Consider the following 19,066-nt stretch of genomic DNA (forward strand, 5'->3'; position numbering starts at 1 on the left):
CCGGCAACGCGCGCGACAGTCGCGCCGCCGATCACAAACATGGAGACATCGATGAGCCGTCCGCAATCCCCGTCCGCCGCGCAGCCGCGGCCCGGCCGTGCCGCCCTCGCGGCGTTCGTCGGCACCACGATCGAGTGGTACGACTTCTACATCTACGGCACCGCCGCCGCGCTCGTGTTCGGCAAGGTGTTCTTTTCGAGCACGATGAATCCCGGCGTCGCGACGCTGCTCGCGTTCGTCACGTTCTGGGCGGGCTTCGCCGCGCGGCCGCTCGGCGGCATCGTGTTCGGGCATCTCGGCGATCGCGTCGGCCGCAAGACCGCGCTCGTGATCACGCTGGTGATGATGGGGCTTGCGACGACCGGCATCGGCCTGTTGCCCGGCTATGCGTCGATCGGCGTGTGGGCGCCCGCGGGCCTCGTCGTGCTGCGCGTGCTGCAGGGCATCGCGGTCGGCGGCGAGTGGGGCGGCGCGGTGCTGATCGCGAGCGAGAACGCGCCGAAGCATCGCAGCATCCTGTACGCGGCGTTCGCGCAGCAGGGTTCGCCCACCGGCAACCTGCTCGCCACCGCCGCCTTCTTCGCGCTGAGCGCGCTGCCGACGCCGTCGTTCCTGATGTGGGGCTGGCGCATTCCGTTTTTGCTGTCGGCCGTGCTCGTGATCATCGGGATGGTGATCCGGCTGCGGCTCGAGGAATCGATCGACATGCAGCGCGTGCTCGCGCGCAAGCGCACGGTGAAGCTGCCGCTGCGCGACGTCGTGCGCGACCACTGGCCGGTCGTGTTGCTCGCGGCCGGCACGCTGCCGGTGATCAACGTCACGTATTTCCGCAGCACGTTCGCGCTGTCGTGGGCGACCAAGGAGCTCGGTTATGCGCAGGGCACGTTCCTCGGCATCCTGTCGATCTCGCTCGTCGTGCAGTTCCTGATGCAGCCGGTCGGCGCGTGGTTCGTGTCGAAGGTCGACATGCGGCGCGCGATGTGCTGGATCCTGATTCCGGAGATCGTGCTGATGCCGGTGATGTTCCATGCGCTCGCGACGCGTTCGTACTGGGTCGCCGTCGCGGGCATGTGCATCTCGACGATTCCGTCGGCGATGTTCTACGGTGCGGTCGGCGGCGTGCTCGCGCGCGTGTTTCCGGCCAACATCCGCTATACGGGCCTGTCGCTCGCGTACCAGCTGAGCGCGCTCGTCGTCGGCGGCGGCACGCCGGTGCTCGCGCAGGCGATCCTGAACGCGACCGGCAGCATCGTCGGCGTCGCGATCGCGTCGGGGCTGTACGCGCTCGTGTCGCTCGCGTGCATGCTCGCGCTGCTGAATCGCACCGGCTACCGCGCGGACGAGCTGTCGACGGCCGAGCGCAGCGACGCGGCCGAGTGGGGCGCCGAAAGTGCGAGCGCTGAAAGTCCGGCCGGCGAGACCACGCAGCCAGGCGAGCGCGGCGCGTTGAAACCGGCGGGGTGAGACGGGGAGGCCGGCGTGATTCGGCACGCTGGCGATTCGGTAACGCGGTAACGCGGTGAGGCGGTGAGGCGGTGAGGCGATAATTCGCCGCTTCGGCGACATCGCGCTCCGGCGACATCGCGCGCCGCATGGCCTCGACTCGCGCCAAATCACGCGTCCCAAAAGCAAACGGCACCGTGCGATCCACGGTGCCGTTTGCCTGGCGGTTGCTTCACTTCGCGACGAGGCCGGCACGGCCGGCCATCGCGATGCGCGGTGCTTAGCCTTCCGTCGGCGGCACGTAGCCGGACGCCTGGTCGGCGCCGTCGCCGAAGAAATACTTCTCGGTCTGCTTCATCAGGTACTGGCGCGCGCGCGGGTCGGCCATGTTCAGGCGGTTCTCGTTGATCAGCATCGTCTGCTGCTTGAGCCAGCCTTGCCACGCTTCCTTCGACACGCTTTCGTAGATGCGCTTGCCGAGTTCGCCCGGCAGCGGCGGGAAATCGAGACCCTCGGCTTCCTTGCCGAGTTTCGCGCATTGGATCATTCGAGCCATCGTGTACTTCTCCTGTAATCGGTCTGGGGGAGGGCAGTCGTGCCTGTGCTCAGAGCTGCTTCATCAGCACGAGCGACTTGCGCTGCCAGTTATAGAGTTTGCGGCGGTCTTCCGGCAGGTCGTCGACGCTGACCTTGACGAAGCCGCGCTTGAGGAACCAGTGCTCGGTGCGCGTCGTGAGCACGAAGATGTGCGTGAGGCCGCGCGCGCGGGCGCGCTGCTCGATGCGCTTGAGCAGGCGTTCGCCGTCGCCCGAGCCCTGCGCTTCCGGCGCGACCGTCAGGCACGCCATCTCGCCGATCTTTTCCTGCTGGTACGGATACAGCGCCGCGCAGCCGAACAGCACGCCATCGTGCTCGATCACCGAGAAGTGGTCGATGTCGCGTTCGATCTGGTGGCGGCCGCGCCGCACCAGCGTGCCGTCCGACTCGAGCGGCTCGATCAGCGACAGGATGCCGCCGACGTCGTCCGGCGTCGCTTCGCGCAGGCTCTCGAGGTTCTCGTACGAGATCATCGTGCCGACGCCGTCGTGCAGGAACAGTTCGAGCAGCATGCTGCCGTCGAGCGACTGCGGAATCAGGTGGGCCCGGGTCACGCCGCCGCGGCACGCGCGGATCGAGTGCTTCAGGAAGAACGCGTCGTCGCCCTGGATGTTGCCCGAATCGAGCAGTTCGGCGGCCGCGTCGAGCGACATTTCGCGGATCAGCCCGCCTTCGTCGTCGACGATGCCGGGCGCTTCGGTCAGGAAGATGATCTTGTCGGCGCGCAGCGCGATCGCGGCGGCCGATGCGACGTCTTCCATCGACAGGTTGAACGCCTCGCCGGTCGGCGAGAAGCCGAGCGGCGACAGCAGCACGAGCTTGCGGCTCGCGAGCGAATGACGGATCGATTCGGCGTCGATCTTGCGCACGATGCCCGTGTGCGCGAAATCGACCCCGTCGAGAATCCCCACCGGCCGGGCGGTCACGAAGTTGCCGGACACGACGCTGATGTGCGCGTGCGCCATCGGCGAGTTCGGCAGACCCTGGCTGATCGCGGCCTCGATGTCGAGACGCACTTCGCCGGCCGCTTCCTTCGCGGATTCGAGCGCGCGCGCATCGGTGATGCGCAGCCCGTGCGAAAACTCGGATTCGACACCATGCAGGCTCAGCTGCTCCTCGACCTGCGGCCGCGAGCCGTGCACCAGCACGATCTGGATGCCCATCGCCTGGAGGAGCGCGATGTCGGACACGAGCGCGTTCAGCAGGCCCTGCTGCACCACCTCGCCGCCGAACCCCACGACGAACGTGCTGTTGCGGAACTTGTGGATATAGGGCGCGACGGAACGCATCCAGTCGACGAACTGCGCGTGGCTGGCGGCCGAATCGTCGGCGGCCGGCGGCGTCGCGGCGCCGGTCTGGGCGGGAGGGAGGTCGGTTTGGGAATTCATGGGCGGGATTATAATGCGCCCCCATGTCGAATGTACCTAAAAGTCCCGCGCCGACGCGGGCCAAAGCGCCGTCGGCGAAGCACCCGGATGGTGCGGCCGACGCGCGTCAGCAGCAGGGCCAGCCGCCGCGCCAGCAGCAGGAAAAGCCGGCGGGCAAGCCGGCCCACGCGCCGCGCGGCGACGAACGGCGTGGCGATGCGCGCCAGCCGTCCGCGAAGGGCGCACCGCAGGCCGCCGGCGAGCGCGCTCCGCGCCGTGAGCGTGCGCCGCGCGCCACCGTTGCGCCGAATCCCGTTCCGCCGATCACTTACCCCGAAAGCCTGCCGGTGTCGGGCAAGCGCGACGAAATCGCGCGCGCGATCGCCGGTCATCAGGTTGTCATCGTCTGCGGCGAGACGGGTTCGGGCAAGACCACGCAGCTGCCGAAGATCTGCCTCGATCTCGGCCGCGGCCTCGGCGCCGGCGGCACGGGCCTGATCGGCCATACGCAGCCGCGGCGCCTGGCCGCGTCGTCGACCGGCCGCCGGATCGCCGAGGAACTCGGCACGCCGTTCGGCGAGGTGGTCGGCTACAAGGTGCGCTTCACCGACAATCTCGCGCCGGGCGCGTCCGTCAAGCTGATGACGGACGGCATCCTGCTCGCCGAGACGCAGACCGATCCGCTGCTGAAGGCGTACGACACGCTGATCATCGACGAGGCGCACGAGCGCAGCCTGAACATCGACTTCCTGCTCGGCTACCTGAAGGAAATCCTGCCGCGGCGGCCCGACCTGAAGCTGATCGTCACGTCCGCGACGATCGACGCCGATCGCTTCGCGCGCCATTTCGGCACCGACGAGCGCCCGGCGCCCGTGATCGAGGTGAGCGGGCGGCTGTATCCGGTCGAGATGCGCTATCGCCCGGTGGCCGAGGATCGCCCGGCGGTGAAAAACGCCGAAGGCACGGGCGGCCGCGACCGCGTGAAGACCGCGCGCGAGGCCGAGCGCGACCTGATGGACGCGATCGTCGACGCGGTCGACGAACTGTGCCGCGAAGGCCCCGGCGACGTGCTGGTGTTCCTGCCCGGCGAGCGCGAGATCCGCGAGGCGGCCGAGGCGCTGCGCAAGCACCATCCGCCGCACACCGAGATCCTGCCGCTGTTCGCGCGGCTGTCGGCGGCCGACCAGGACAAGGTGTTCAAGGCGTCGAACGCGCGCCGCATCGTGCTCGCGACCAACGTGGCCGAAACCTCGCTGACGGTGCCGGGCATCCGCTACGTCGTCGACACCGGCCTCGCGCGCGTGAAGCGCTATTCGTACCGGAACAAGGTCGAGCAGCTGCAGGTCGAGTCGATCTCGCAGGCCGCCGCGAACCAGCGCGCGGGCCGCTGCGGCCGGGTGGCCGACGGCGTCTGCATCCGCTTGTACGAGGAAAGCGACTACCAGGCGCGCGCGCGCTTCACCGATCCCGAAATCCTGCGCTCGTCGCTCGCGTCGGTGATCCTGCGGATGAAATCGCTGCACCTGACGGCGATCGAATCGTTCCCGTTCCTCGAGCCGCCGCCCGGCCGCGCGATCGCGGATGGCTACCAGCTGCTCAACGAACTCGGCGCGGTCGACGACGACAACGCGCTGACGCCGCTCGGCCGCGAACTCGCGCGGCTGCCGCTCGATCCGCGCGTCGGCCGGATGATTCTCGCTGCGCGCGACCAGCAGTCGCTGCGCGAGGTGCTGATCATCGCGAGCGCGCTGTCCGTGCAGGACCCGCGCGACCGGCCGATCGAAGCGCAGGAGCAGGCCGACCAGGCGCACCGCCGGTTCGCCGACGAGCGTTCCGAATTCCTGCAGTGGCTGAAGATCTGGGCGTGGTTCGAAGAGGCCGTCGCGCACAAGAAGTCGAACCGCCAGCTGATCGACGCATGCCGGCAGAATTTCCTGTCGCACCTGCGACTGCGCGAATGGCGCGACGTCCATTCGCAGCTGCTGACGGTCGTGCGCGAACACGGCTGGCGCCTCAACGAGGTCGAGGCGACCTACGAGCAGGTGCATCTGGCCCTGTTGACGGGCCTGCTCGGCAACCTCGGCATGAAGGCCGACGACGATCCGCACTACCTCGGCGCACGCGGGATCAAGTTCTACCTGTGGCCGGGCTCCGCGATCGCGAAGAAGGCCGGCCGCTGGGTGATGGCGGCCGAACTCGTCGAGACGAGCCGGCTGTACGCGCGCTGCCTCGCGAAGATCGAGCCGGAGTGGGTCGAGAAGATCGGCGCCCACCTGCTGAAGAAATCGCTGTCGGAGCCGCATTGGGAAAAGCGTCCCGCGCAGGTCAGCGCGTTCGAGCGCGCGACGCTGTACGGGCTGCCGATCTACCACCGCCGGCGCGTCGCGTTCGGCAAGCAGGACCCGGCGCGGGCGCGCGAGCTGTTCATCCGCGGCGCGCTGGTCGAAGGCGAATTCGACACGAAGCTGCCGTTCTTCGCGCACAACCGCAAGCTGCTCGCCGACATCGAGCAGCTCGAGCACAAGTCGCGCCGGCAGGACGTGCTGGTCGACGACGAGCTGATCTACGCGTACTACGACCAGGCGATTCCGGAAGGAATTCACACGGGCGTCGCGTTCGAGCGCTGGTATCGGGATGAAGTGAAGAAGGGCGGCCAGGCGGAGGACAAGCAGCGCCTGCTGTACCTGTCGCGCGACGACCTGATGCGCCACGAGGCGGCGGGCGTCACGACCGAGCTGTTTCCGAAGCGCGCGACGATGGCCGGCGTCGAGATGGCGCTGACCTATCACTTCGAACCCGGCACGCCGCGCGACGGCGTGACGCTCGCGGTGCCGCTGTACGCGCTGAACCAGGTCGACGCGCGCCGCTGCGAATGGCTCGTGCCGGGGATGCTGAAGGAAAAGGTGCAGCTGCTGCTGAAGTCGCTGCCGCAGAAGCTGCGCCGGCATTGCGTGCCGCTGCCCGAGTACGCGGCCGGCTTCGTCGAGCGCACGGGCCGCGAGCGCTTCGGCGCGGGCGGCCTCGTCGAGGCGCTGATCGCCGACGTGCGCGGCGAGACGCAGGTCGCGATGAAGACGGCCGACTTCAAGCTCGAGACGCTGCCCGCTCACCTGTTCATGAACTTCAAGGTGATCGACGAGCACGGCCGCCAGCTCGCGATGGGGCGCAATCTCGCGCAACTGCGCCAGGAACTCGGCGCGCAGGCGCAGCAGCAGTTCCAGAAGATCGCGGCGGCGTCGACGATCGCGCCCGGCGGCGAAGCCGGCGCGGACGACGCGGGCGCCACGCCGGCGCCGCCTGCCACGGCGGGTTCCGCGGCTTCGGCGGCGAAGGGCGGCAAGCCGGGCAAGGGCGTCGCACCGCACACGGCCGCCCCGGCGGAAGCCGGCGCGACCGCGCTGTACGAGAACCTGACGACGTGGAACTTCGGCAAGCTCCCCGAGCTGCTGGAGATCCGCCGGCGCGGCCAGACGCTGTACGGCTATCCGGCGCTCGTCGATCGCGGCACGCATTGCGACGTCGAGGTGTTCGACTCGCCGGAGGAGGCCGCGCGGATCCACCGGGCCGGCTTGCGGCGGCTGTTCGCGCTGCAGCTGAAGGAGCCGATCAAGTTCCTCGAGAAGAACCTGCCGGGGCTGCGCGAGATGGCGATGCAGTACATGTCGCTCGGCACGCAGGACGAGCTGCGCGACCAGCTGATCGACACGGCGCTCGACCGTGCGTGCCTGCAGGATCCGCTGCCCGACGACGACGCGAGCTTCCACGCGCGTCGCGACGAAGGCCGCAGCCGCCTGAACCTGCTCGCGCAGGAAATCGCGCGGCTCGTCGGGCAGATCCTCGCCGAGTACGCGGGGCTCGCGAAGAAGCTCGCGCAGGCGAAGCCGTTCGCACAGGCCCACGCGGATCTGCAGCAGCAGCTCGCCGCGCTGGTCGGCAAGCGCTTCGTGATCGACACGCCTTACGTGCAGCTTGCACACTTCCCGCGCTACCTGAAAGGCATCGCGCTGCGGATCGACAAGCTGAAGGCCGACCCGGCGCGCGACGCGAAGCAGTCCGGCGAGCTGCTGCCGCTCGTCCAGCAGTACCAGCGCGCGGTGTCGCAGCGCGGCGGCGTCGCCGATCCGCGGCTCGCGGAATTCCGCTGGCTGCTGGAGGAACTGCGCATTTCGCTGTTCGCGCAGGAACTGCGCACGCCGATGCCTGTCTCTGTCAGCGTCTGCACAAGTCTGGGAGTCGATGCAGCGCTAGCGCAACGGCGGTTGTCCGGGCCGCCCGCGGCCGCCGGCCGGGCGCCGGCGCCTGCCGGGCAGCGCACGGCGGGCGGCGTGCGTTCGAAGTGCGAGGGCGACTTCCCAACCGGCAGGGCCGGTCGAGCGTTTTACAATCACTGCTGTTCCACGACGTGAGTCTTCATGCGCACTTTCCTTTCCTTCGGCCGCACGCTTGCGCTGGCCGCCGCCGTGCTGGCGCCTGCCGCGCACGCGAATAACGTGATCATCCTCAATTCGGCCGAAGCGACGCTTTCCCTGATCGACCAGCAGACCCGCCAGGTCGTCGGCACGATGCCGACCGGCAAGGAGCCGCACCACCTGATGGCGACGCCGGACAATTCGTCGCTGATCGTCGCGAATTCGGTCTCGAACAGCCTGATGTTCGTCGATCCGAAGACGGGCAAGCTGCAGCGCACGGTCGAAGGCATCGAGGATCCGTACCAGCTCGGCTTCTCGCCCGACAACAAGTGGTTCGTGTCGACCGGGCTGCGGCTCGACCGGCTCGACATCTACAGCTACGACGGCCGCGACCTGCATCTCGTGAAGCGCTTGCCGCTCGCGGTGATGCCGAGCCACATCGCGTTCACGAAGGACAGCAAGACCGTGCTCGTGTCGCTGCAGGTGTCCGGCGAGATCGCGGCGGTCGACCTCGCGACGCAGACGGTCAAGTGGAAGATGCCGGTCGGCAACGTGCCGGCGGGCCTGTGGATGACGCCGGACGACAAGTACCTGCTGGTCGGCATGACGGGTGCCGATTACGTCGCGGTCGTCGACTGGCGCAATCAGAAGGTCGTGAAGACCATCCAGACCGGCAAGGGCGCGCACAACTTCCGCTCGCTCGCGGACGGCACGCACGTCGCGATCACGAACCGGGTCGCGAACACGATCAGCATCATCGACGAGAACACGCTCACCAAGGTCGGCGACATCACCGGCCTGCTGCCGGGCCCGGACGACATGGAGCTGTCCGCCGACAAGAAGACGCTGTGGGTGACGTTCCGCTTCGCGAAGAAGGTCGGGATCATCGACCTGGCCTCGCGCAAGCTGGTGCAGACGATCTCCGTCGGCCGTTCGCCGCACGGCATCTACTTCTACGACCGCGCGCCGTGGAAGGCTGCGAACGGCGCGTGACGGGCGGAGGCGGACGATGCTGCACCTGATCGATGCGTTCGTGTCGGACATCCAGACCTGGCTGTACGTCGACGTCGTGCAGCCGCTCCTCTTCAAGTTCAACCTGATGGACTATGACGAGGACACCTACGACGCGCTGTACTGGGTGATCATCGGCGCGCTCCAGATGGTGCTGATGTTCGCGCTGCTGCGCCCGCTCGAGGCGCTCGCGCCCGTCGAGCGCTGGAAGAACCGCCGCGCGGTGCGGGTCGACGTGATCTATACCGCGATCTCGAAGCTCGGCATCTACACGCTGTTCTTCTTCTTCGCGCTGCAGCCGGTGTTCGACCGCTTCCAGGCGTGGCTGCGCCTGCACGGCGTTGCGAACGTCAACCTCGATTATCTGTGGCCGGGCGTGACCTCGCGGCCGATCGTCGCGTTCGCGATCTACCTCGTCGTGCTCGACTTCGCCGGCTACTGGTATCACCGCTGGCAGCACAAGTTCGGCATCTGGTGGGAGCTGCACGCGGTGCATCACAGCCAGCGGCAGATGTCGTTGTGGTGCGACGACCGCAACCACCTGCTCGACAACGTGCTGCAATCCTGCTTCTTCGCGGCGATCGCGCTCGTAATCGGCGTGACGCCGTCGCAGTTCGTCGTGCTGACCGCGGTCACGAACTTCGTGCAGAGCATCCAGCATACGAATGCGCGGCTGTCGTTCGGCTGGCTCGGCGAGCGCCTGCTCGTGAGCCCGACCTTCCACCGGCGCCACCACGCGGTCGGCTATGGCCACGAAGGCACCAAGTACGGCTGCAACTTCGGCGTGCTGTTCCCGTGGTGGGACATGATGTTCGGCACCGCGTCGTGGAACCGCACGGTCGAGCCGACCGGCATCCGCGAGCAGGTCGAAGGCGTGTCCTACGGCGAAGGCTTCTGGGCGCAGCACGGCCTCGCGTTCGTGCGGATCTTCCGGCGCCTCGTTCCCGCGAAGCGCGGCGCGGCGTCGGCCTGAGCGCGTCACTTTCCCGTTGAACGGCTTTCCCGCACGGCCCGCATGCGCTTTGGCGCATGCGGGCCGTGTGGTTTATCCTTTTCCCGTTTTTCATCGTCGATACAGGTTCGCATGAACGACTTGCTGCGCTCCTTCGTCCGGGCGTTCGCCAGCGCGCTGCACCCGCGCATGCTGTGGCTCACCCTGATGCCGTTCGTCGTCTCCGCGCTGCTGTGGGGCGTCGTGCTGTGGTTCTCGTGGCAGACGCTGATCGACGCCGCGCGCGGCGCGCTCGACGGCTTCGTGCTGACCGCCGCGCTGTACCGCGCGTTCGACGCGCTCGGGATGTCGCAGCTGCATGCGGTCGTCGCGCCGTTCGTCGTCGTGTCGCTCGCGATTCCGCTGATCGTGCTGACCGTGCTGCTGCTGATCGCGACGATCTCGATGCCGGTCGTGATCAGGCACCTGTCGAACCGGCAGTTCGCCGCGCTGGAGGCGAAGCGGGGCGGCACGTTCTTCGGCAGCGTGTTCAATTCGCTCGGCGCGGCGATCGTGGGTGTCGTGCTGCTCGTCGTCACGATTCCGCTGTGGCTGATCCCGCCGTTCTTCGCGTTGTTGCCGCCGGTGATCTGGGGCTGGCTCACGTACCGCGTGATGACCTACGACGCGCTCGCGCAGCACGCGAGCCGCGACGAACGCCGCGCGCTCGTGCGCCAGCATCGCTGGCCGCTGATCGGCATCGGCGTCGCGACCGGGCTGCTCGGCACCGTGCCGACCTTCGTGTGGGTGTCGTCGGTCTGGATGATGGTGCTGTTTCCGTTCGTGGCGGCGGCCATGATCTGGGTTTACGCTTTCATCCTCGTCTTCTCGGCGCTGTGGTTCGGGCACTATTGCCTGCGCGCGCTGGACGACCTGCGTGCGAGTTCGCGCGCCACCGCAATCGACATGGGGCAGGCATGAGCATCGGCATCATCATCATCGGCGACGAAATCCTTTCGGGCCGCCGGCAGGACAAGCATCTGGCGAAGGTCATCGAACTGCTCGGCGCGCGCGGCCTCGCGCTCGACTGGGCCGAATACGTCGGCGACGATCCGGCGCGGATCACCGCGACGCTCGCGCGCGCGATCGCGTCGGGCGACATCGTGTTCTCCACGGGCGGGATCGGCGCGACGCCGGACGACCACACGCGCCAATGCGCGGCCGCCGCGCTCGGCGTGCCGCTCGTGCTGCATCCGGAAGCGAAGGCGCTGATCTCGGAGCGCATTCGCGAGACGCACACCGATGCGGCCACGCCGGTCGACTTCGAATCGCCGGAAAACCAGCATCGCTTCAACATGGGCGTGTTCCCGGCGGGCGCGACGATCATCCCGAACGGCTATAACCGGATTCCCGGTTTCTCGGTCGGCGATCTCCATTTCGTGCCGGGCTTCCCGGTGATGGCGTGGCCGATGATCGAATGGGTGCTCGACACGAAGTACCGGCATCTCCATCATGCGACGCCGCACGCGGAGCGCTCGCTGTACGTGTTCGAACTGCCGGAGTCGACGCTCACGCCGCTGATGGAGAAGATCGAGCGCGATTTCCCGAGTGTGCGCGTGTTCAGCCTGCCGAGCGTCGGCGATGCCGAGCGCGGCGGGATCTATGCGCGCCGGCATATCGACCTCGGCGTGAAGGGCGAGCCGGAGGCGGTCGCGGCCGCGTTCGTGAAGCTGCGCGAAGGCGTGCACCTGCTCGGCGGCGACGTGGTCGAACCGGAGGCGCCGCGCGCCTGAAGGCCTGAAGGCCGCGCGCGTCGATCGCGCATGCGGGCCGTTGAACGGCCCCGCAAAAACCACGGGCCGCGCAACGCGGCCCGTCATCGGGATGTCATCGCCCGGCTCGACGATGTGGCAGTCGGGCGTGCCTGGGCGGATGCGCCGTCAGGCGCCGATCCACGGCAGTTTCCGGAAGCACCAGCCGTCGACCGTCTTGCGGTGGCCTTCGGCATCCTTGCCGCCCTCGAAGCCTTCGAGCAGGTCGAAGGCCTTCGTGAAGCCGGCCTGCGTCGACGCGACCGCGGCGAGCTTCGAGCGCGCGGCGCTGCGGCACAGGAACAGGATCGGCGTATCGGCCGGGAGGGCCGCTTTCAGTTGATCGATGAATTCGGCGTTCGGCACGCCGCCCGGATAGCGCGTCCATTCGAGGTGCAGGTACTGGCCGTCGCCGACGAGCGGGCGGCCGATCCAGTCGAGCTCGGCGCGGGTGCGCACGTCGACGAGGCGTGCCGACGGGTCGAGCTGCAGCAGTTCGAATGCCTCGGCCGGCAGCAGGGCGCCGGCATAGTTGAGCGCGCCTTGGGCGCGGCGTTCTTCGGCCTTCGCGTAAAGCTGGTCGAGCGTACTCATGGCAGGAGGTCTCCGTATCGGTCAAACGAACATTCTAGCGCGGCGCCGCCGCGCGGATGTCCGCGTGCCCGGTGGCGCATGCACCGCCCACGCGCTCACCAAAAGAGTGCAGAATGGCACGAATGCACCAAAAAGATTCGTCGACGCCGTCGCCTCCCCGGGATTGCACCGTTGCGGTGCGGAGGCGCCGCCGCCGGTGCGGCGCCCGGCCCCGGAATCGCGCAGCCGGGCCCCGCTACGGCGCGGGTCGGCGTGATTCGCGTCGGTTTTGCGATGGTTGGCACGGAAGCTGCTATATAGAATTCGGTCGACCCGGGGCACGCTGCGCCAAAGCCAGACTCCGGGCAGCTCGATAAACGAGGCGGTTCCCAGTCCGCCGGAATTGTTCAATCAGGAGAAGAGGTTATGAGTAAAACCGTCGCCGACGTCATGCAGCTCGTGAAGGACGAGGACGTCAAGTTTGTCGATTTCCGCTTCACGGATACGCGCGGCAAGGAACAGCACGTGTCGGTGCCGGTTTCGGCGTTTGACGAAGACAAGTTCGAAAGCGGCCATGCATTCGACGGCTCGTCGATCGCCGGCTGGAAGGGCATCGAGGCGTCGGACATGCTGCTCATGCCGGATCCGAGCGCCGCATTCGTCGACCCGTTCTATGAAGAGTCGACCCTCGTGCTGACCTGCGACGTGGTCGAGCCGGCCGACGGCAAGGGCTACGAGCGCGACCCGCGTTCGCTCGCGAAGCGCGGCGAAGCGTACCTGAAGAGCACGGGCATCGGCGACACCGCCTACTTCGGTCCGGAACCGGAATTCTTCATTTTCGACTCGGTCCAGTGGAACACGGACATGTCGGGCTGCTTCGTGAAGATCAACTCGGAAGAAGCACCGTGGTCCTCGGCCAAGGAATTCGAAGGCGGCAACACGGGCCACCGTCCGGGCACGAAGGGCGGCTACTTCCCGGTCGCGCCGGTCGACACGTTCCAGGACATGCGTTCGGAAATGTGCCTGCTGCTCGAACAGCTCGGCATCCCGGTCGAAGTGCACCACCACGAAGTGGCGGGCCAGGGCCAGAACGAAATCGGCACGAAGTTCTCGACGCTCGTGCAGCGCGCCGACTGGACGCAATGGTCGAAGTACATCATCCACAACGTCGCGCACTCGTACGGCAAGACGGCGACGTTCATGCCGAAGCCGGTCGTCGGCGACAACGGTTCGGGCATGCACGTTCACCAGTCGATCTGGAAGGACGGCCAGAACCTGTTCGCGGGTAACGGCTACGCGGGCCTGTCGGAACTGGCGCTGTTCTACATCGGCGGCATCATCAAGCACGCCCGTGCGCTGAACGCGATCACGAACCCGACGACGAACTCGTACAAGCGTCTGGTCCCGCACTTCGAAGCACCGGTCAAGCTCGCGTACTCGGCGCGCAACCGTTCGGCATCGATCCGCATTCCGCACGTGTCGAACCCGAAGGGTCGCCGTATCGAAACGCGCTTCCCGGATCCGATGGCGAACCCGTACCTGTGCTTCACGGCGCTGATGATGGCCGGCCTCGACGGGATCCAGAACAAGATCCATCCGGGCGAAGCCGCCGACAAGAACCTGTACGACCTGCCGCCGGAAGAGGACGCAAAGATCCCGACCGTCTGCGCAGGCCTCGACCAGGCACTGGAAGCGCTCGACAAGGATCGCGAGTTCCTGACGCGCGGTGGCGTGTTCACCGACGGCATGATCGATGCGTACCTCGCGCTGAAGGAGCAGGAGCTGGCGAAGTTCCGCATGACGACGCATCCGATCGAGTTCGAGATGTACTACTCGCTGTAATCGGCGATGGCGCTTCGATTCAGCGCCGTCATGCCGGTTCGTTCCCGTCGCGTGGCCTGCGGCGGGAACCGCGGAGTCTGAAGGGGGACGGCGTCCAGCCGTCCCTTTTTTGTTCCGAAAATTTCCAATTTCCGACCCGGTAACGCGCGACGACACGCACGATGGCTCTGAAGAATCTCATCAAGGCGAAGACGGGGCAGCCCGAGCGACTGACGGAAGACGAGCGGCTCGCGCGCTCGGGCCTGCTGGCGGGGCTGGAAGCGCTGCCGACGGCCGTGATCGTGCTCGACCGCAAGACGCTGCGGGTCGCGTTCGCGAACCCGTCCGCGGAGGCGATGCTCGACATCTCGCGCCGGCAGCTCGCGCAGCGGCCGTGGGGCGAGATTTTCCCGAATGCGAACGAACTCGCGTCGACGATCACCGCGATCGGCCAGGAGCGCTTTCACGCGACGCATCTCGATACCGTGCTCGACCGGCCCGGCCGCGAGCCGCTGCACGTGCATGCGATCGTCGGCTTCCTCGAGACCGTGCCCGATTTCGTGCTGGTCGAACTGTTCGAGAACGAACGGCAGTCGCGCACCGATCGCGAGGAGCGCATCCACGACCTGACCGCGGTCAACAAGCAACTGATCCGCAACCTCGCGCACGAGATCAAGAACCCGCTCGGCGGCATTCGCGGTGCAGCCCAGCTGCTCGAATTCGAACTGAGCGGGCGCGAGCGCGGCGAGTTGCGCGAATACACGCAGGTGATCATCAAGGAGTCCGACCGCCTGCAGACGCTCGTCGACCGGTTGCTGGAGCCGCACCGGCATCCGCACATCGTCGGCGACGTGAACATTCATGAAGTATGCGAACGCGTGCGCGCGGTGATGCTCGCGGAATTTCCGCGCGGGCTCACCATCGAGCGCGACTACGACGTGAGCGTGCCGGACCTGCGCGGCGACAAGGAGCAGCTGATCCAGGCGCTGCTGAACATCGTGCGCAACGCGGCGCAGGCGCTGCGCGAGCGGATCGCGCAGGGCGACGCGAAGATCGAGCTGCGCACGCGTATCGCACGCAAGGTGACGATCGCGAAGCGCCTGTACAGGCTGGCACTGGACTTGCACGTGGTCGACAACGGGCCCGGCATTCCGGAGGAGATCCGCGACCGGATCTTCTACCCGCTCGTGTCCGGGCGCGACGACGGCAGCGGCCTCGGCCTCACGCTCGCGCAGACGTTCGTGCAGCAGCACGACGGGATGATCGAGGTCGAGAGCCGGCCCGGTCGTACCGAATTTCAGATCCTGCTGCCGCTCGATCATTGAGCGGCGGCATGGCGATTCACCGGATTCACCCATACCTGACCGACCTATGAAGCCGATCTGGATAGTAGACGACGATCAATCGATCCGCTGGGTGCTCGAAAAGGCACTCGCCCGGGACAGCTTCGCGACGAAGAGCTTCGCGAACGTGCGCGACGCGCTGGCCGCGCTCGACCACGAGACGCCGCAGGTGCTCGTGTCCGACATCCGGATGCCGGGCGGCTCCGGCCTCGAGCTGTTGCAGGCGATGCACGAGCGCCTGCCGGGCCTGCCCGTCATCATCATGACGGCGTTCTCCGATCTCGACAGCGCCGTCGCGGCGTTTCAGGGCGGCGCGTTCGAATATCTCGCGAAGCCGTTCGACGTCGACAAGGCGGTCGAGCTGATTCGCCGCGCGGTCGAGGAGAGCCTGCGCGGCGGCGCGCCGCAGGACGAGCGTGTGGCCGAAGCGCCCGAGATGCTCGGCCAGGCGCCCGCGATGCAGGACATGTTCCGCGCGATCGGCCGCCTGTCGCACTCGGCCGCGACCGTGCTGATCACCGGCGAGTCGGGCACCGGCAAGGAGCTCGTCGCGCGGGCGCTGCACCGTCACAGCCCGCGCGCGAACGGGCCGTTCATCGCGCTGAATACCGCGGCGATTCCGAAGGACCTGCTCGAATCCGAACTGTTCGGCCATGAGCGCGGCGCGTTCACCGGCGCGCAGACGACGCGCCAGGGCCGCTTCGAGCAGGCCGAGAACGGCACGCTGTTCCTCGACGAAATCGGCGACATGCCGTTCGACCTGCAGACGCGCCTGTTGCGCGTGCTGTCGGACGGCCAGTTCTATCGGGTCGGCGGCCACAACCCGCTGCGCGCGAACGTGCGCGTGATCGCCGCGACCCACCAGAATCTCGAGTCGCGCGTGCGGCAGGGGCTGTTCCGCGAGGACCTTTACCACCGGCTCAACGTGATCCGGCTGCGGCTGCCGCCGCTGCGCGAACGCAGCGAGGACATCGCGCTGCTCACGCGCCACTTCCTGCAGAAGAGCGCGCGCGATCTCGGCGTCGAGCCGAAGCGCGTGTCCGACGAAGCGCTCGCGTATCTGACGTCGCTCACGTTCCCCGGCAACGTGCGTCAGCTCGAGAACCTCGCGAACTGGCTGACCGTGATGGCGCCCGCGCAGACGGTCGAGATCAAGGACCTGCCGCCCGACCTCGTGCCGGCAGGCGCGCCGGTGACGGCGACGGCCGACGGCGCGGATGCGCACGCCGGCACCGGCGTGGGCGGTGGCGACATCGCGCGCGTGCAGCCGGCGGTGGGCGCGCCGTTGACGGCTGCGCCCGTCGCGGTCGCGCCGAACGGCGCACCGGCCGGCTATCCGATGTGGGAAAGCGGGCTGCGCACGGAAGTCGCGCGGCTGTTGCGCGAGAATTCGGCCGACGTGATGGACGAGCTCGCGCGCCGCTTCGAGGCGGCCGTGATCCGCGAGGCGCTCGATTTCACGCGCGGCCGCAAGGTCGAGGCGGCAGAGCGGCTCGGCATCGGCCGCAACACGATCACGCGCAAGATCCAGGAACTGCATCTGGAGCCGTAAAGCCTCTGTCGCGGCATGCGCGTGCGTCGCGCATGCCGCGATCGGACATAATCGCGGTTTGCCGTCACGTGCGCTCCCGTCATGTCCGATTCCTTCCGCTGGCCCGCCGGGGCCGATCCCTTCCGTTTTCTCGAAGCGCTCGACAGCAAGCGTGCCCGTGCGTGGGTCGACGAGCAGAATGCGCGCACGCGGGTCGCGCTGCGCGACGACGACGCGTATCGCGCGCTGACCGCGCGGCTCGCGCAGGCGTATCTGCCGCGCGAACGCCCGGTGATTCCGACCCGCTGGCGCGACTGGGCGTACGACCTGTGGCAGGACGATCTCCATCCGAAGGGACTGTGGCGCCGCGCGCGCTGGGACGACTGGCGCGCGGGCCGGCCCGAGTGGGAAACGCTGCTCGACGTCGACGCGCTCGGCGCGCAAGAGGGCGAGTCGTGGGTGTTCGAGCAGGACGCGATCCTGTACCCGGACGGCGACCGCGCGCTGCTGTCGTTGTCGCCGGGCGGCGCCGACGCGGTCGTCGTGCGCGAATTCGACCTCGTGCAGCGCCGTTTCGTCGACGGCGGCTTCACGATCGACGTGCCCGGGAATCACACGATAGGCTGGATCGACCGAGACACCGTCTACGTGAGCTGGGATCGCGGCGAGGCGCATGCGACCGCCGCCGGCTATCCGTACGAAGCGCGCCGCTGGGTGCGCGGCACGCCGCTCGCCGATGCGCCGGTGGTGTTCCGCGGCGAACCCGACGACATCAGCGCGGGCGCCGGGTTCGATCCGATCGACGGCCGCCACGTCGCGTGGCGCAGCGTCGATTTCTTCGACGCGCATGCATACCGGCTGACCGACGCGGGCGAGTGGGCGCGCTACGACGTGCCGACGCACGTCGAGGTCGGTTTCTGGGAAGGCTGGCTGATGCTGGAGCCGCGGCTCGACTGGGACTGCGGCGGCGTGCGTCACGCGGGCGGCTCGCTGCTCGCGATCCGCGAGCAGGCGTTCCTCGCCGGATCGCGCGAGCTCACGACGCTGTTCGAGCCGCGACCGACGACGTCCGCGTGCACGTGGACGCACACGCGCACGATGCTGATCGCGAGCTGGCTCGACGATGTGCACAACCGCACGATGCTGTGGCAGCCGCGCCAGGGTGAGGACGGCGCATGGACGTGGGACGCACGGCCGTTCGAATGGCCGGGCGACGCGCAGATCGACGTCGAGCCGGTCGAGTCGACGCTGAACGACGACGTGTACGTGGACGTCGACACCTATCTCGATCCGCCCGAATGCTGGCTCGCCGATCTGGCCGACCGCGCGGCCGATGCGCCGTCGCGTCGCGTGCTGCTCGACCGGCCGCCGGTGCGGTTCGATGCGGCCGGGCTCGTCGTGCGTCGCGCGAATGCCCGCTCGCGCGACGGCACGGTCGTGCCGTACACGCTGATCGGGCCGCGTGATGCGCTCGATGGCCTGGCGCATCCCGACGGCAGCGCCCGTGTCGCGCGGCCGTGCCTGCTGTCAGGCTATGGCGGCTTCGCGATTCCGAACCTGCCGGGCTACAGCGATGCACTCGGCATCGCATGGCTCGAACGCGGCGGCGTCGCGGCGTTCGCGCACATCCGCGGCGGCGGCGAATTCGGACCGGGCTGGCACGTCGACGCGCAACGCGAGCATCGGCAGCGCTCGTTCGACGACTTCATCGCAGTGGCCGAGGACCTGATCCGCACCGGCGTGACGACGGCCGCGCAACTCGGCATCGAGGGCGGCAGCAACGGCGGGCTGCTGGTCGGCGCATGCATGGTGCAGCGCCCGGAACTGTTCGGCGCGGTGCTGTGCCGCGTGCCGTTGCTCGACATGCGGCGCTATCCGAAGCTGCACGCGGGCGCCGCGTGGCTCGACGAGTACGGCGATCCGGACGATGCGCGCGAGGGCGCGGCGCTCGCCGCCTACTCGCCGTATCACCGCGTGCGCGAAGGCGTTGCGTATCCGCCGCTGCTGCTGACGACGTCGACGCGCGACGACCGCGTGCATCCCGCGCATGCGCGCAAGATGGCCGCGCGCATGCATGCGCTCGGACACGAACGGGTGTGGTACTGGGAGAACACCGACGGCGGCCACGGCAGCGCCGACGATCTTGAGCGTGCCGAATCCGATGCGGCGGAATTCGGCTTCCTGTGGGCGCATCTCGGGCCCGCGCCCGCGCGCGCTTGAGCGCAGGCG

At 68.1% G+C, this 19,066-nt stretch carries 12 protein-coding genes and 1 pseudogene; 10 read left to right on the top strand and 3 right to left on the bottom strand.

The features are described 5' to 3' along the window. Nucleotides 1–51 precede the first annotated feature (51 nt). Nucleotides 52–1,464 carry an MFS transporter gene (locus tag PL79_RS17730; protein ID WP_044847675.1) on the top strand — a complete coding sequence of 471 codons (1,413 nt, stop codon included), beginning with the start codon at nt 52–54 and terminating at the stop codon, nt 1,462–1,464. 259 nt (nt 1,465–1,723) lie between these two features. On the opposite strand, the gene PL79_RS17735 is transcribed toward PL79_RS17730, so the two are convergent. Next, the gene (locus PL79_RS17735) at nt 1,724–1,999 is read right to left on the bottom strand and encodes an oxidative damage protection protein (RefSeq protein ID WP_006478357.1); all 276 of its coding nucleotides are present in this window, start codon (nt 1,997–1,999) and stop codon (nt 1,724–1,726) included. A gap of 49 nt (nt 2,000–2,048) precedes the next feature. After that, a complete protein-coding gene (gene argA / locus PL79_RS17740) occupies nt 2,049–3,428 on the bottom strand; it encodes an amino-acid N-acetyltransferase (protein WP_044847668.1) in 1,380 nt (459 codons plus the stop codon). 23 nt (nt 3,429–3,451) lie between these two features. Here argA and hrpA point away from each other — a divergent pair. The 5 genes and pseudogenes from hrpA (at nt 3,452) to PL79_RS17765 (ending at nt 11,551) form a co-directional block, all read left to right on the top strand. Further along, nucleotides 3,452–7,655 (top strand): annotated as a pseudogene (gene hrpA, locus PL79_RS17745) (ATP-dependent RNA helicase HrpA). 164 nt (nt 7,656–7,819) lie between these two features. Beyond that, nucleotides 7,820–8,809, top strand: a complete 990-nt coding sequence (locus tag PL79_RS17750; protein ID WP_044847670.1) for a YVTN family beta-propeller repeat protein — start codon at nt 7,820–7,822, stop codon at nt 8,807–8,809. Nucleotides 8,810–8,825: 16 nt separating this feature from the next. Next, nucleotides 8,826–9,800, top strand: coding sequence for a sterol desaturase family protein (locus tag PL79_RS17755; protein WP_044847671.1), 975 nt, complete (start codon nt 8,826–8,828; stop codon nt 9,798–9,800). A gap of 111 nt (nt 9,801–9,911) precedes the next feature. Beyond that, nucleotides 9,912–10,739 carry an EI24 domain-containing protein gene (locus tag PL79_RS17760; protein ID WP_044849102.1) on the top strand — a complete coding sequence of 276 codons (828 nt, stop codon included), beginning with the start codon at nt 9,912–9,914 and terminating at the stop codon, nt 10,737–10,739. Next, a complete protein-coding gene (locus PL79_RS17765; protein WP_044849103.1) occupies nt 10,736–11,551 on the top strand; it encodes a competence/damage-inducible protein A in 816 nt (271 codons plus the stop codon). Before PL79_RS17760 ends, PL79_RS17765 begins: the two co-directional genes overlap by 4 nt. 147 nt (nt 11,552–11,698) lie before the next feature. Here PL79_RS17765 and PL79_RS17770 read toward each other — a convergent pair whose 3' ends face one another. Then, complete coding sequence (locus tag PL79_RS17770; RefSeq protein WP_044849104.1) at nt 11,699–12,163, bottom strand: rhodanese-like domain-containing protein; 465 nt, start codon at nt 12,161–12,163, stop codon at nt 11,699–11,701. Between the two features lie 405 nt (nt 12,164–12,568). Here PL79_RS17770 and glnA point away from each other — a divergent pair, with 405 nt between their 5' ends. The 4 genes from glnA (at nt 12,569) to PL79_RS17790 (ending at nt 19,057) form a co-directional block, all read left to right on the top strand. Continuing rightward, on the top strand, nt 12,569–13,984 hold the full coding sequence (gene glnA, locus PL79_RS17775; protein ID WP_044849105.1) for a type I glutamate--ammonia ligase: 1,416 nt from the start codon (nt 12,569–12,571) through the stop codon (nt 13,982–13,984). Nucleotides 13,985–14,145: 161 nt separating this feature from the next. After that, nucleotides 14,146–15,288, top strand: a complete 1,143-nt coding sequence (gene glnL / locus PL79_RS17780) for a nitrogen regulation protein NR(II) (protein ID WP_044849106.1) — start codon at nt 14,146–14,148, stop codon at nt 15,286–15,288. 46 nt (nt 15,289–15,334) lie between these two features. After that, complete coding sequence (gene ntrC, locus PL79_RS17785) at nt 15,335–16,858, top strand: nitrogen regulation protein NR(I) (protein ID WP_044849107.1); 1,524 nt, start codon at nt 15,335–15,337, stop codon at nt 16,856–16,858. Between the two features lie 81 nt (nt 16,859–16,939). Then, nucleotides 16,940–19,057: a prolyl oligopeptidase family serine peptidase gene (locus PL79_RS17790; protein ID WP_044849108.1), complete on the top strand. Its 2,118-nt coding sequence runs from the start codon at nt 16,940–16,942 to the stop codon at nt 19,055–19,057. The last annotated feature ends 9 nt before the right edge of the window (nt 19,058–19,066 follow it).

Source organism: Burkholderia sp. USMB20 (assembly GCF_000949135.2).
In the GTDB taxonomy this organism is placed as follows: Bacteria; Pseudomonadota; Gammaproteobacteria; order Burkholderiales; family Burkholderiaceae; genus Burkholderia.